A 14,625-nucleotide genomic window follows, 5' to 3' on the forward strand; every position below is an offset into this window, starting at 1 on the left:
CGGGGGATGGCTTCCGGCCCCGATACGGTTCGTCCCATCACGCCGATCCTGCGGAACGCTGCGCAGGTGCTCATCTTGGGCATCTGCGCGGCCGCGCTGACCCGAGGGCAGCGTGCGGCGCCGGTTCGCCCACCGTCCTTCCGCCATCCGATGTTCCTTCTCGCCGCCCTGCTCGTCGCAAGCGCCGATCCTACGGTCCACAACGGACGGCAGCGCAACCTCGAAGTGAAGCCTCCCCGGATTGCTGTCGAGGCCGTCATCGATGGGCAGCTGGACGAGGAGGCATGGAAGCAGGCGGCCGTCCTCACCGGCTTCTCGCGCTACTCGCCCGACGACGGCGTCGCCGCCGACGACTCCACGGACGTCTACGTATGGTATTCGCCCACCGCGATCCACTTTGGCATTCGAGCCTACGCGCCAGCCGGCACCATCAACGCGACCCTGGCCGACCGCGACAAGATCTACAACGACGACCACGTCTCGATCTTTCTCTCCACGTTCAACAACGGCCGCGAGGCGACCGTCTTCACCGTCAACCCGCTGGGCTCGCAGGGCGACGGTACGCTCGCCGAGCGTGGGAACAACTCGAGTGGCACGTTCGGCGCCCTGCAGATCGGGCGCGAGCCGACCGACATCTCGCCTGACTTTGTGTTCCAATCGAAGGGACGGCTGACCGAGTTTGGGTACGAGGTCGAGGTCCGGATTCCCTTCAAGAGCCTTCGCTATCAGTCAGACTCCTCGCAGGTCTGGGGCGTGAACGTGACGCGCCGCGTGCAGGCGCGCGGGTACGAATATTCGTGGGCCCCGGCCGCGCGCGCCGCCGCGACCTTCCTCGGGCAGTTCGGCCACCTGCGCGACCTCACCGGGCTGCAGCGTGGCGTGGTGCTCGACCTCAACCCCATCGTGACGTCGCGCCGCACGGGCGCGCGGGTCGGGAGCGCCTTCGACCGCGATAACACGACCGAGATCGGCGGCAACGTGCGCTGGGGCATCACCAACAACTGGACGCTCAACGGCACGATCAATCCCGACTTCGCGGAGGTGGAGTCGGACGCCGGACAGATCGTCAATGACCCCCGCCGCGCGCTCTTCTTCCCGGAGCGCCGGCCGTTCTTCCTGGACGGCATCGAGCAGTTCGCGGTGGGCAACAACCTCGTGTACACGCGTCGCATCGCAGCGCCGCTCGTGGCCGCCAAGACCGTCGGCAAGCGGGGCGCCACGACATTCGCGCTCCTGTCAGCCGTGGACGACAAGCAGCTCTCGGCGACACTCGAAGATCGGCCCGTATTCAACATCCTGAGGATGCAGCACGACCTCGGGCGCGCGTCGAGAGTCGGCCTGTTGCTGACGGATCGCCGCGACGGCGACTACACGAACACAGTGCTCGGCGGCGATGCGCGCATCGTGTGGAAGAACATCTACAGTGCGCAGCTCCAGGCGGCCGGCAGCCGCACGGAAGCGCCCGCCGCCGACTCGCGCGTGGGCCAGCTCTATACGGCGGTCGTGCGCAGAGCCGGTCGCACGTTAGGCGCGCAGTACCGCTTCAGCCTGCTCGACGACGAGTTCGACACGCAGGCCGGGTTCATCAACCGCCCCGCCATCGTCACCACGCGACTCTCGCACAGCCTGACCCACTACGCAAAGCCCGGCAGTCTTCTTGAGCGATCGACATTCGAGATCGCCGCCGATGGCATGTGGGGCTATCAGCGGTTCGTGCATGGCGACGACATGCAGGAGAAGAAGCTGCATTTCAACAACAGCTTCTTCCTCAAGGGTGGCTGGAACATCGGCACGTCGTTCCTGGTGGAGACCTTCGGCTTCGACGACGCCCTGTTTGGCAACGTGTATGTAGAGGAACCTGGACCTGGTGGCCAGCCCACCTACCGCAAGTTCAGCGGGCGCGATCGGCTGGGGAACATCGACTATGTGGTGAACGTCGGCACGCCGAGTTTCCGCAGGTTCTCAGGCTCGGCGCAATACGTGTGGGGTCGTGACGAGAACTTTTACGAGTGGACGTCGGCCAACATCGGCTGGATCAACCTCACGCTCGCCTGGCGGCCAACCGACCAACTGCGGGTGACGGGCACCTACGACTGGCAGGGCTATCGTCGGTTGAGCGACAACTCGCTGGTGGCCGAGACCAGTCTGCCGCGACTTCGGCTGGAGTACCAGATCACGCGGTCGATCTTCGTGCGCGCGGTGGCGCAGTATACGGCCGACTACGCCGACGATCTGCGCGAGAGCGACCGCTCGCAGCGGCCGCTGGTGCGTTTGATTGGCGGTCGCTACGTGCGTGCACGCGGGTTCTCGACGGTGGAGCGACGCGCGAACCACCAGAACACGTTCCGGCCGGAGTTCCTGTTCAGCTACCTGCCGTCACCGGGGACGGTGATCTATGCCGGGTTCAACCGTACGATGACGGAGCCGGGTGCGTGGAAGTTCGGGCGCGGTGACGATCGCACGTTGACGCGTCAGTCGGACGCGATGTTTGTGAAGGTGAGTTGGCTGTTCCGACGGTAACCATGGGAGCGTAGAACGCGCGACGCCCTATCGGCGGCGCAGGCCCACCCTGGAGACTCGCACGCGGGTCGCTCCGTCGGCATCAACCTCGACGGCCGCGATTCGACCTCCGGGCAGCGATGCGATCACCCACTCGGCAACGCGCTCGCTCGCCATCAGCGCGCCTGACCTTGGATCGATGACCTCGATGATCGAGTCAAAGAGTCTCGAAAGATCGAGCTGACGGTAGTCGACTTCTCCTCCTTCGTGCGCGGCCCTCGGCCAGGCGTCGGGCCAATCCGGAGCCGGAACACGCAGGAAGACCCAGAGCAGCCCGTCGTCATCCTCGTGCATGGCCGAGACGGCAGGAGATGGCGCCGTGCGCGGTGTGCCCAGCGCCCTTCGCGCGGTACCGGGGAACCAGTCGGGTGTGCGACGGAGGAAGAACACGCGTCGGCTGGGCCAATCCCACCGACCCACCCGATACTGTGCTTCGTCGGCGGCCCAGAAGCCTCCACCTCGAGCGGGGGCAAGCACCTGCGCAAGCCTCCAGTATTCGCCGGGCCGCACCGCCCCATCGTCGGGGCCGAACGAACTTTTCCATTCCGCAACCTGGCCGGACAGATCGAGGCGATGCAGGGGCCATCCTGCGCCAGACGGTGAACCTACCGATCCCGAGCCGAGGATGGCGGCAGGCCAGTCCTCGACGAGCAGCGGCGTGGGAAAGCCTTCGACCGCGATCGTCCTCCCCGGCTTGAGATCAGCGGACCACAAGGAGAACCGCGCCGCACCCGCGTCGAGAACCAGAACACTATCGCCGCCGACGGGCACCATGTCCCGCGGTCGCACGAACTCGCCCGGTCCGGCGCCCTTGCGTCCGACGCGCCCCAGCAGGCGACCGGCGGAGTCGAACATCAGCGGTGGCTCGTCCCCTGCGAGGACCCAGAAGCGCCCACGCTGGTCGACGCGCACGGCTTGAATGCCAGCCGGAATGTCCACACCTCGTGAGCCGGTCAAGACGTGTTCGCCACGAACGGTGACCTCGCAACGAGGGCAAGCACGCTGGTCGCCGATGTGCCGCTCCGATTGCGCGCTCGCCGCGTTAGGCGCCAGCGTTGCGAGGACGATCGCCGCCAATCGACGCGCGGTTGAGCGTGCGCCCATGGCACCCTCCGTTTGCGGATGAACAGTCAGTGCCAACGTGCGAGGTCCACCGTATGCACGGGTGCGACGGGCGCCGTCGCGCGGTTGAGGCCCGCAAGCACGGCGATCCGGTCGGCGTCCGGTATCGGGAGCGAGGCAATGACGCTCGCCTGGCGACAATCCATGACCTCCAACGCCTTTCGTGTCGCGTTGTAGACGACGCTCCCCGCCGCGAGTGGCGCGAGCGCGAGCAGCGTGCGCACATCTGCGGTCGTGGCAGCCTCGACGATTGCGCGGTACGCCTCACCCGTCACGCCAGCGAACGAGGCCGCACACTCATCATGGCAGTCGAATATCGACTCGCCCGGGCAGATGTTGCAGGAGACATGTTGAGGCGCTCCGATCGAGGCGCCACTTCCCGACGCAGTATGAGCGGTACCCGTCGAGCAGCCGTACTGAAGTGCGTAGCACTGGCTCTGCGCCTGCAATTGCGCGGCGCCAACACCCGTGGACAGCAGGAGGAGTCCCATTGGGACCTTCATCTCGGCCTCCGGACGGTTCGATGTGGCACGACCATACCCCCCCCTTGACATTTGTCAAGCGTTCGATGAAGGAGTACAAACCGAACACAACCAGATGCGACACTGCCGATGTCTTCGTCGAGCGCTTCGGTTCCGGACCATGAGGCTGGCAATGGCCGTGCTCGCATGTTTCGCGCTTCCGGGCCTGACGAGTGCGCAACCGGTTCGCCTCGCCCGCCCGTCGCCTAACGATGCGTGGACCGCACATGCGGCCGCCGTGCTGGCGCTTCAGGGCCTCGATACGAGTTCGTTCATCGACAGTGCGATCGCCGCACGCGCAGGCGCGTTCCTCACGCGAGCGGTGCAGGAGATAGCGGGCCTTCCGCGCGCGATGCCCGAGGGCAACTGGTGGGCGCTGACCCTGATCCCGGACGACGGCCTGATCGACGTGCTGCAGTCGCGGCGCGGCGCTCAGCTTCAGCGCAAGTTTCTCCCACAGTGGATCGTGCGGCCCGGCGGCATGACCGGTTTGGACACGCTGCTGAACGCACATCGGCCCGACAGCGTCATCCTCCGCCGGGGTATCGGAGGAAGCGACCGCACCACGTGGTCACTTCGCGTCACGTATCGCTACGCCATGAACCTGCCCGCGATCCTCGAACGCTATCTCGCCGTCCCCGGCATGCGGGCCGGGTTCATTTCGCCGGATGACGGGCTGCAGTCAGGGTCGCTATGGACCCTGTCGCTGATCGACGACCGCTGGAGACTGAGCCTTCGCGAAGGGCTGGGCGAATGCAGAGTGCAGTGCGCGGAAGAGCGGGAGTGGACGGTGACCGAAGCGCCCGACGGCTCACCGCGCCTTCTCTTCATCTCGCCTCCACGACCGCGTTAGTCGGGAGGCGGTTTCTGTGGTGAAGCTGGCCGCGGGGCGCCGTCCATCCGGTCGCGACGTCGCCCGCCCGACCGCCCGCGCGAACGACGGCGACAACGAGCCGGAGTTCCCCGGCATGCGCGCCGCCCGCACGACGGCGGGCCCCCGGCGCACGGACGCTGGGCGACCGTGGCCGGGGCGAACGGAACTACACCGCGTCGCTCAGACTGGTGAACGAAAATTCCCGCGTACGGATCGCGGGCACGACGATCGCCTGGCCCGTGTTCCCCGACTCCGAGGCACTCACGCGGATCGCGCGCGACATCGCCTCGAGGTTGTTGAGCATGAAGATCGGCGACTCGTTGAAGCGGAAGTTCTTCACCGCGCGCGTGATCTTGCCGTTCTCCACGAGGAACGTCCCGTCGCGCGTGAGGCCGGTGTAGAGCACCGTGCGCGGGTCGACGCCGCGGATGTACCAGAAGCGTGTGACCAGAATCGCGCGCTCCGTGCTCGCGATCAGCTGCTCGAGCGACTGGTCGGACCCTGGCATCTTGAGGCCACCGCCACCGCCACCACCAAAGCCAAAGCCGCCACCGCCACCGGCGCTGTTGCTCGTCTTGCCCTGCTTCTGCGCCCAGAAGCGATCGTACGCGAGATTCTTCACCACGCCGTTCTCGATCCACACCGTGCGTCCGACCGGGCTGCCGTCCCCGCTGAACGTGTTCGAGCCGATGTCGGGGTCGAGGGGATCGGACACCAGCGTCACCCGCTCGTCCATCACCTTCATGCCGATCTTGTTGCCCCCGCCCTGTTTGGTGAAGAAGGAACGCCCTTCGTCCGCCGCGCGCGCGTTCATGGCGCCCTGGATGAGCTGGACGAGGTTGCCGACGGCGGTGGGCTCGAGGATCACGGTGTAGCGCCCCGGCTCCATGGCCACCGCGTTCTGCGACGCCTTGGCCTTGGCAATGGCCGTGGCGCCTAACGCCGCGGCGTCGATCTTCGACCAGTCCCAGTGCGCCGCCCCACCCCAACCCGAGCCCTGGCCGTCCGGCGTGCGGACCGTCGTCGTCAGCACGGCCTCGGTGTTGCGACCATACGCAAACAGGCCCTTGTTGTTCGCGATAGCGAGCGCCGTGCCGCGCGATTCGATGTACCCGGTGCTCACCAGCCCGGCGGCCCGCGCGGGGTCGATGATGGTCTTGATGGCGTTGGCGCGCGCGACGGGATCGAGTTGCGCGGTCGCCTCGCTCCAGCCAATGCCGTTGGCGTATTGCTGAGGATCAAGCTCGGGCATGGCTTCCGGATCTTCCGGCGAGAGCTTCGCCAGCGACTCGGCGTTCTTCACCACCTGGCGCAGGGCCGCGTCGTCGAGCTTGTTGGTCGTGGCCGTCGCACTCCGGCGACCAAAGAAGCTCTGCACCGTCACCACCGTGTCGGTGTTGTCACCGGCCGTCGACATCTGGTTCACCGCAAACCGCGAGTTGGCGCGTGCGCCGCTGCGGACGGTGACCCGCGTCTGCTCCGCGGTCGCGTACGACAGGACCTTCTTCGAGAGCGACTCGGCCTGATCCTTCGTGAGGATGGGTGCGCCCTGCTGGAAGAGAGAGCGAGGAGCGCTCATGCGGTCCTCCCGGTGTTGATCACGTTCACCTGGCGATGACGGGTGGGAACGCAGCCGTGCGAGACCGCGTTGGATTGGGAAGGCTGGCCCTTGGCATCGCCGAACGCGCCGCAGAGCTCGTAGCTCCGCGGCCCGCCGACCATGTCCATCGAGGCCCAGAACTCGGGCGTGCGAATCTGGTAGGCCACGTCTTTGAGCATGCCGACGACCTTGCCGCCGCGGATCTCATAGAACAGCTGGCCCCCGAACTGCGCGTTGTAGCGCTGCTGGTCGATCGAGAACGAGCCGTCTCCGACGATGGCGATGCCCCGGTCGGTCGCCGCGATGAGATCCTCGAACGACTGTTCCTTCGTACCGGGCAGCAGGGACACGTTGGGCATGCGCTCGAACTGCACGTCGGCCCACGACTGCGAATAGGAGCAGCCCTGCGACTTCACCGGACGGTTGTTCTGCTTCGACCACCACTCCAGGAACGGCGCCTGCATGCGGGTGATCGCGTGATAGTTGACGAGGATGCCCTTGTCGATGATGCGGAAGTCCTCGGGCTTCTGGCCCTCGTCGTCCCAACCGCATGCGGAGAGCGAGCCCACCTGCGAACGGTCGCCGCGGACGTTCATGAGCTCGGAGCCGAACTTGAGCTTGCCTAACGTCTTCTCCGGCGGCGCCGCGAACGACGTGCCCGCGTAGTTGGCCTCGTAACCGAGCGCGCGATCGAGCTCGGTGGGGTGCGCGCAGGCCTCGTGCACCGTGAGCCACAGGTGCGTGGGGTGCAGCACGAGATCGTAGCGGCCCACGTCCACCGGTCGCGCCGAAAGCTTCTCCACCGCCTGCTCGGCCCACTTGGTCGCGTTGACGACCAGGTTCGCGTCCGTCACGTGCTCGTAACCCAGTCCCTTGGGCTGCACGTCGGTCGACTGGCGGGACTGGAAGTCCGTGAAATCCGCCGACACCGCGGTCACCGTCATGCTGGGCTGCGCACGGTAGATCGTCTGCACCGTGTACGTGCCGTCGGTGTTGGCGTAGGTCTTCTCCTCGCGGAGGAAGAACATGCTCGACGTGCAGAAGCGCGATCCCTTCACCTTGAGCGCGGCTTCGTTGGCGGCGAGCAGGAGCTGCACCTTCTCCTCGATCGGCACTTCGAACGGGTCGACCTTGATGGGGCTCTTCCATACGCCGTTGGGCTCGGCGGGGCCGCCTGGGGCGAGGGCGATCGGGCGCAGCTGCGTGATGCGGCTGGCCTGCGCCTGTCGCGCGGCCTGGCGAGCGACGCGAGCGATCTCGTCAGGCGTGATCACCGAGCTGGCGGCGAAGCCCCAGGCTCCGTTGACGAGTACACGGACACCAAAGCCAAAGGTCTCATTGTCCTGCACGCCCTGCACCCGGCGTTCACGCGTGAAGACGTTCTGCGTCCGATTGCGTGAGATGCGCACGTCGGCGTAAGAGGCACCGGCCGCCTTGGCAGCCTCGAGGGCCCGCATCGCGAGATCCTTGAACGCGGGATCCTGGATCGGTAGCGCGTCGGGGCCGACGAGCGTCGAGGCCGCCGCGAGTGAGCGCGGCGAGAACTGAGCGAGTCCGATCGCCGCAGCGGCTGCGGTCGAGTTGCGGACGAACGATCGACGGGAATGGGACACGGGTGAGCTGGCGGGTTGGCGAGGTGGGGGATGGACCTGCAGGCGCGGAGGGGAACGGTGGCTCTCTTGCGATGACACTCACAGCGCGCCGAGGACGGCGCTGCACGCACCCCGGGCCTGTTGAGAAGCGGGGCACCGAGTGCGGTCGCTCGGGCTGCTGCGAAGATACGCTCTGGGTCCCCGAGACGCTGGGCTCCGCTGGCGACTTGGGTCGGGCACGGTGGCAGACACCCGACGCATCCGGCACGCGAGCCACCGTGGGCTCAACAGGGCCCGGCGCCTGGAGGCTGAGCTCCAGATCCACGACCTCATCGGGACGAAGCGAACGCCAGCGCCGGACGCGGCGCGAGCTTCGAGCTGCGGATGGGCACAGAAGGGCGGTCCTTGCGCCCGGGCGTGTTCAGGCCTGCACAGAGCGGGTGCCTGGGTAATGCCGGCGCCTGGGCAGTCAAGCGGTTTGTGCCGACGGTGACCTGCGGCCCCCGTTCTGGACCAAGTCACACCACCTGAGCGCAAGCACGAAGGCCCCTCGGGCGCCGAGGGGCTCGTGTGGGAACATTCGCTTCGCTGAGTGACGGAAAATCATTGCCGAGCGCGTCACGTGAGCGTCACTTGGGGTCCGCCAGATCCCGGGAAATGACGTCTTACGCGATTACCTGCCGTTGCGGCGAGCGTTTCACCATTGAGGAGCGACACCTCGGTCAGGTGATCACTTGCTGGAAGTGCAAGCGTCAGCTCAAGGCCCGGCGACCGGGGGCTCGGGCGTGGCGCCCGGGCAGTGAGGTGGGTGCTCGACGGGGGCGCCTGCGGTGGCCTGGGTGGCGCGCCCTGACGCAGAGTGCGCGGAGCTTACTCGCCCACGCATTTCCGTTCGGCCGACGCTGGCGGGGCGCGGTACCGGCAATGCTGGCGATCCTGGCCTGGGGAGCGCTCGCTGGCATGGTCGGCGTGACGATCCTCATGTGGCAGGCCGGGGATCGCTGGCCGGTTGCGACGATTCTGCTGTTCATCGGGCGGTGGGTCTACCTCATCCCGATCGTGGGCATCGCGCTGCTTGTGCGGCGGCGAAATCGCGCGCTGCTGCTCCCGACCTATCTCGCCCTCTGGATCGCGCTCTTCCCAGTGATGGGGCTCCGAACGGGTTGGCGACGAATGCTTCCAGGGCCAGATGGCCCGACGCTGCGGATCGTCTCCTTCAATACGGCAGCGAGTCCGATCGTGACGGACAGCCTCGAGGCGCTCCTCGAGCGATGGGGCGCGGACGTGGTGGCCCTTCAGGAGTGTTCGGCGTCGTTGGCACAACGGCTCCCCGCAATTCGGGGATTCCACGCGCACGCCGTCCGGCCCCTCTGCTTGCTCAGCCGGTTCCCCATCGTTGCTGCCGAGTCCATGGAACGATCGTCGCTGGAGCGAGTTCGGAACGAAGGCCTGGCCGGCGTTGGAGGCGCGGGGTACGTGGTGCGATACGTGCTCGAAACGCCCGCTGGGCCAGTGGGTTTCACCAACCTGCACCTCGAGACCGCACGCAAAGGGCTGGAGCCGTTGCTCGACGGATTCGACCTGAGTCGGTTGCGCGACAACTCCGACCTGCGCGACATCGAAGCGAGGCGCGCGCGCGCGTGGGTCGACGGAGGACTGGTGCCGATGATCGTGGCGGGCGACTTCAACGCACCGCGCGAAGGCCGGAACTTCGCCGACCACTGGGGCGACCTTCGCAACGCCTTCGATCAGGTGGGCCAGGGCTTCGGCTACACGCGATATAACGGCTGGATCCGCGTACGGATCGACCATGTGCTGTACGGCGACGGATTGCGAGCGGTGACCGCGCGAGTCGCCGGTGACGCGTGGTCGGACCATCGGCCGTTGATCGTGGAACTGCGGCGCGTGCGACTCGACCCCTGATCGGCGTCGGAGCTACAGCGTCCGGAAGTACTCCTCGATGCCGTCGGCCACGCCGAGCGCGTACGCCTCCTGAAACTCCGCCGTGCGCAGCGCGGACTCCTGCTCGGGGATGATCAGGAAGGCACCTTCGCAGAGAACCGACGGCATCCAGGTCGGACGGATGACCGCGAGGTTGTCGTAGTTGACGCCGAGGTCGCGGAGGCCCAGCGTGCGCACCATACCTGCCTGGACGGTTCGGGCGAGGGCGATGCTCTGACCGGTGAAGTAGTAGGTGCCTGTTCCATGCGCGCGGAACGGATTCACGCCGTCAGGGAGGGCGTTCAGGTGAATCGACACGAAGGCGTGTGCGCCGGCCTGACGAGCGAGGCTGGGGCGCTCCGCGAGGCCTAACGCGGACGGACCGGTGCGCGTCTTCAGCACCTTCGCCCCGCGCTGTTCGAGGATCCGTTGCAGGCGCTCGGCGATCGCGAGCGTCGCGACGGGTTCGTAGAGGCCGGTGGGGCCCGTGGAACCGCCCGGCGGATGCCCGGCGTCCACGGCAATCGTGAGGCCGGCCAGCGGACGGCGTGGATCGATGGTCGGTGCGGCGCGGATGCGCAGCACGAACGCGCCACGCGCCCAGTGCGTGAGGTAGCCGTAGGGCGCACGCCGCAGCGTGATCACGTAGCGGGCCCGATCGCGCGTCACCTGCTCCCAGGTCACGCGTTCGACGAGCGAGTCTCGCGACGCGTAGTTGATGATGTCGGTGTTGGCGACCGTGCCGTGCAGCGTGAGGACAAGCGCGCGGTCCTCGACTTCCACCGCCCACGGTGGCGCGGCGCCGACGGGAATCACGACATCAGTGAAACCGGCGCCCGGGACAACACGCGCGTTGCCGGCGACACGCGAGGGCACGATGCGCGTCGAGTCGAGGATGCGGATGTCACCGGCATCGACCCAGCCTTCGAGGGATTCGTCGAGCGCGACGCGCCAGGCGCCGTCCTGGCGACCGGTCACCGCCACGTGCGTCCCTGGGCGGAGGAACCACTTGTAGGTGCCGCCCACGATGGATCGCACCGAGGTGACACGATCGGTGTCGGGCAGCGTGGAGGGCGCGACGCCGGAGAGTGCCACGAGGCGTCGGCCAGGTTCGACGACGGTGACCCGCGGCAGGACCAGCGTGATCGTGTCCGCGCCGCGCATCGCGACGATGTGCGACGCGTCGCCGAGCCACGGGGCCGGCACCTCGCCCACGTGCAGCGTTGAGTCGGGGCCGGACGCGGCCAGCACAGTGCGACCGGCCTGCGTCGTGACTTCGACGCGCGCCGAGCGTGGCGCGCGCAGCGCGACCCGGACCAGCTCATCCCGCCGACGCCACAACGTGCCCCGCGGTTGCACAGAGGCGCTGTCGACCACGAGGCGACCAGAGTCCGGCAGCGTTGGCAACGGGGGCAAGAGGCGCACACGGTGCGTGACGCGGACCGTGTCGCCCTTTCGTGTGGCCACGAGGCGCCAACCGCCATTGGAAGGCAGCGCGACCCAGGCCAGGAAGGCCCCGTTGGGCTGCACCGGGACCTCGGCCCCATCGATGTGCAAACGGGCGTCGCCGCTCCCGACCGACCCGAAGAGGAACGTGGAGTCCCGAGCGCCGGTGGTGGCGCCATCCGGCGGATAAACCACCCGGAACGCCAACCGACCGACCACCTTGGGCACCGGGGGAAGCTCCGGGGCGACCAACACGTTTGTCCGGTCGACGACAGGAGGCGCCGGAGCAACGCGGGCACACGCCAGGACCACCACCGTCGCCGTGGCGAATCGGAACCGCCGGTCGATTGGCATGCGGCAATATCGAGGGTTGCCGTTGGGTCGCCAAGCCAAACGTCAGGCGTCGCCGCACCAGCGCTTGGAGCTCGACGCGCCAGGTCACGGTGACTTGGGCGGGGCGACCCCGAGCAGCGGGTCGAGGTGACGGAAGCGCTTGGATGAGCGCGCGGCCCATGCGATTGCCGCTCCCCATCTTACGGTGTACTCCACCTTAGCGTTCCCCGTTACCAGCCACCATTGCGTCGGCGGTGCGCGTTTGCAGTCGTGCGGCTACGCCGGCGTCTCTGGTGACGCCACGGGACCATATCTCGTTTACCCAGCGATGTTTCCGGCCACGAATCCGCCCCCGAGGTTGATCCGTACGGGACTTCGTGCGATCTTCGCCGCGCACCGGCAGTGCGTCCATTCCGCCCACTCGGTCTCCTGCGTGCCAAATTGCTCGGCCTGCAACAGACGTCTTTCCCCGGGCGAGCGCTACTGCACGGGGTGCGGCAAGCCCGCTTCCGGGCTCATCGGCGGTCCTGAAACGCGCCAGCACGCAGCCCTGCGGCTCTCGCGGTGTCCGCATTGCGATCACGCCAATCGCGCCGGCGAACCCTTCTGTGCGCGCTGCGGATTCCGCATTCATGGCATCGAAGGCGCGCTGCCGACCTGCCGATCCTGCGGCACCCTCTCCACCGACGAGACGGCGCGGTACTGCGCCGGATGCGGCGCTCGCGTTCGATCCGACCGAACCCCCGAAACCACGGAGCCGCGCGGCCTCCCGGTCGTGGCAGGGGCACCGCGGCTCACACTCCTGGACGAGCAAGGCGACGAGTCTCGCGTGATCGAATTACCGGGTGACGGTGCGACAATCTCCGCCGACGGCCTTGGCCTTCACGTCGGGGACGACATGATCGGCGCCGACGGCGTCCACCTTTCGGTGGCGCGGCATCGCGCGCGCCTTGAGCCCGTCGGGAGCCCGCGCGCGTTGTTCGTTTTCATCACCGAGGAGACGTCGCTGGCCGATGGCGACATCGTCTTGCTTGGGTCACAGGTGATCCGGTGCCGACGCGTGCTCGAGGACGGCGCGCCGTATTTCGCCGACGCGGGCACGGTGCAGGTGGGGTCGGCGGTTCCCGCCCCCGATGCCGCCGTGCTGGAGCAGCTGCGCGCCGATGGTCGAGTGCGCGACACCATGCACCTGTGGCGCAAGCGTTCGATCCTCATTGGCCGCGAGGAAGGCGACTGGGTCTTTGCGTACGATCGCACGATGAGCGGCAGGCACGCGGTGATCCGATGCGGGGACGACGGCGGCCTCACGATCCGCGACATGGGCAGCCGCAACGGCGTCGCCATCGCGGTGCGGGTTGCGCGCGACCTCGTCCACGGACAGCGCGTCTCCCTTGGCGGCCAGGTGATGCGGGTGGATCTGGCGTGACGCGCATGGCACCACGTGGCACGGAGCTCACACGCGCGCTCCTCGATTACCCGGGAGTCGGAGCGTGAAGACACCGCCCGAAGTCCATGCCGCGCGACTCACCGGGGAATCGTCGGCGGGCAGTATTCTGGTCGAAGTGTACGCGCTGACGGACGTGGGGCGGACGAGGGAGCATAACGAGGACGCATACGTCGTGTCCGACCTCTCGCGCGGCACACCACTCGCCTTTGACACCTCGGTGCAGCAGCGCGTGGGGAGTCGCGGACTGTTGTTCATGGTGGCCGACGGCATGGGCGGCGCCGCCGCCGGTGAACTCGCGAGCGCGACCGCGGTCGACGTGGTGCTGCGTCACCTGCGCGAGCAGTGGACGACGGCGACATCCATCGCCCCCGACGAGTTCGTCGGCGCCCTGGAGCGGGCTGCCGTCACCGCCAACGGCGTGATCTACCGCTATGCGGCCGAACACGCGGAAGTGCGCGGCATGGGAACCACGGCGACCATCGCCGGGCTCCTGGGCGACACGGTCTACCTCGCCCAGGTCGGTGACTCGCGCGCATACCTCGTGCGCGACGGACACGCGCGGCAGCTCACCAAGGACCAGTCCCTGATCCAGAAGCTCATCGAAGCCGGTGACATGACGGAGGAGCAGGCGGAGCTGAGCGAGCGCAAGAACATCATCCTGCAGGCGCTTGGGCCCGAGGCGAACATCAAGGTCGACCTGACGCACCAGCAGGTGCGCCGCGGCGACGTGCTCGTGCTCTGCTCCGATGGGCTGTCGGGTCTGGTGCGGGGCGATGAGATCGCGCGCGCGGTGCGCGAGGAACCCGACCTGCTCAGCGCCTGCACGCGCCTTGTAGGCATTGCCAACGACAAGGGTGGCCCGGACAACATCACCGTGGTGGCGGCGCGGTTCGATGGCGCGGGCCTCCGGCGCGCCCTGCCGGAGGATCCGGTGGGTCATCAGCTGTACGAACGCCCGCAGCTCTCGATTCCCTCGGGCGCGGATCTCGACACCTTGTTGCGCGAACGGACCGAAGCCATGATGCGAGGCGCGCCCATCGAGCCCTTCCCCGTCGCGGTCCGCGAAGAACGCCGGCAGCAGGGCCTGATGATTCGCGCGGCGCTCGTGGCCGCCGCGGTGTTGCTCGGACTCTTTCTCGCCTGGCGCTGGTACGGCCGGCTGGGGGCGTAGGCGGGTCCGCGCGTCCAGT

The 14,625-nt window shown here is 67.7% G+C and carries 10 protein-coding genes; 5 read left to right on the forward strand and 5 right to left on the reverse strand.

The window, feature by feature from the left end:
* Positions 1-150: 150 nt before the first annotated feature.
* Entirely contained in the window at positions 151-2,520 is a 2,370-nt protein-coding gene (locus IT361_13940; GenBank protein MCC6318778.1) for a carbohydrate binding family 9 domain-containing protein, read from the forward strand.
* A gap of 27 nt (positions 2,521-2,547) precedes the next feature.
* On the opposite strand, the gene IT361_13945 is transcribed toward IT361_13940, so the two are convergent.
* Both IT361_13945 and IT361_13950 read right to left on the reverse strand, forming a co-directional pair.
* On the reverse strand, positions 2,548-3,663 hold the full coding sequence (locus IT361_13945; protein MCC6318779.1) for a hypothetical protein: 1,116 nt from the start codon (positions 3,661-3,663) through the stop codon (positions 2,548-2,550).
* 26 nt (positions 3,664-3,689) lie between these two features.
* Entirely contained in the window at positions 3,690-4,184 is a 495-nt protein-coding gene (locus IT361_13950; GenBank protein ID MCC6318780.1) for a hypothetical protein, read from the reverse strand.
* A gap of 151 nt (positions 4,185-4,335) precedes the next feature.
* Between IT361_13950 and IT361_13955 the strand changes: the two genes are divergently transcribed.
* Positions 4,336-5,055, forward strand: a complete 720-nt coding sequence (locus IT361_13955) for a hypothetical protein (protein ID MCC6318781.1) — start codon at positions 4,336-4,338, stop codon at positions 5,053-5,055.
* A gap of 187 nt (positions 5,056-5,242) precedes the next feature.
* Here IT361_13955 and IT361_13960 read toward each other — a convergent pair whose 3' ends face one another.
* Together IT361_13960 and IT361_13965 are read right to left on the reverse strand one after the other, a co-directional pair.
* The gene (locus IT361_13960) at positions 5,243-6,655 is read right to left on the reverse strand and encodes a TldD/PmbA family protein (protein ID MCC6318782.1); all 1,413 of its coding nucleotides are present in this window, start codon (positions 6,653-6,655) and stop codon (positions 5,243-5,245) included.
* On the reverse strand, positions 6,652-8,289 hold the full coding sequence (locus tag IT361_13965) for a TldD/PmbA family protein (GenBank protein ID MCC6318783.1): 1,638 nt from the start codon (positions 8,287-8,289) through the stop codon (positions 6,652-6,654). Before IT361_13965 ends, IT361_13960 begins: the two co-directional genes overlap by 4 nt.
* A gap of 903 nt (positions 8,290-9,192) precedes the next feature.
* On the opposite strand from IT361_13965, the gene IT361_13970 reads away from it, so the two are divergent.
* A complete protein-coding gene (locus IT361_13970; protein ID MCC6318784.1) occupies positions 9,193-10,191 on the forward strand; it encodes an endonuclease/exonuclease/phosphatase family protein in 999 nt (332 codons plus the stop codon).
* 12 nt (positions 10,192-10,203) lie between these two features.
* Here IT361_13970 and IT361_13975 read toward each other — a convergent pair whose 3' ends face one another.
* A complete protein-coding gene (locus tag IT361_13975; protein ID MCC6318785.1) occupies positions 10,204-12,009 on the reverse strand; it encodes an N-acetylmuramoyl-L-alanine amidase in 1,806 nt (601 codons plus the stop codon).
* Positions 12,010-12,421: 412 nt separating this feature from the next.
* Here IT361_13975 and IT361_13980 point away from each other — a divergent pair, with 412 nt between their 5' ends.
* On the forward strand, positions 12,422-13,414 hold the full coding sequence (locus IT361_13980; GenBank protein ID MCC6318786.1) for a zinc ribbon domain-containing protein: 993 nt from the start codon (positions 12,422-12,424) through the stop codon (positions 13,412-13,414).
* Positions 13,415-13,478: 64 nt separating this feature from the next.
* The gene (locus IT361_13985; protein MCC6318787.1) at positions 13,479-14,606 is read left to right on the forward strand and encodes a serine/threonine-protein phosphatase; all 1,128 of its coding nucleotides are present in this window, start codon (positions 13,479-13,481) and stop codon (positions 14,604-14,606) included.
* Positions 14,607-14,625 lie beyond the last annotated feature (19 nt).

It is taken from the genome of Gemmatimonadaceae bacterium (assembly GCA_020846935.1).
Taxonomy (GTDB): Bacteria; Gemmatimonadota; Gemmatimonadetes; order Gemmatimonadales; family Gemmatimonadaceae; genus RBC101.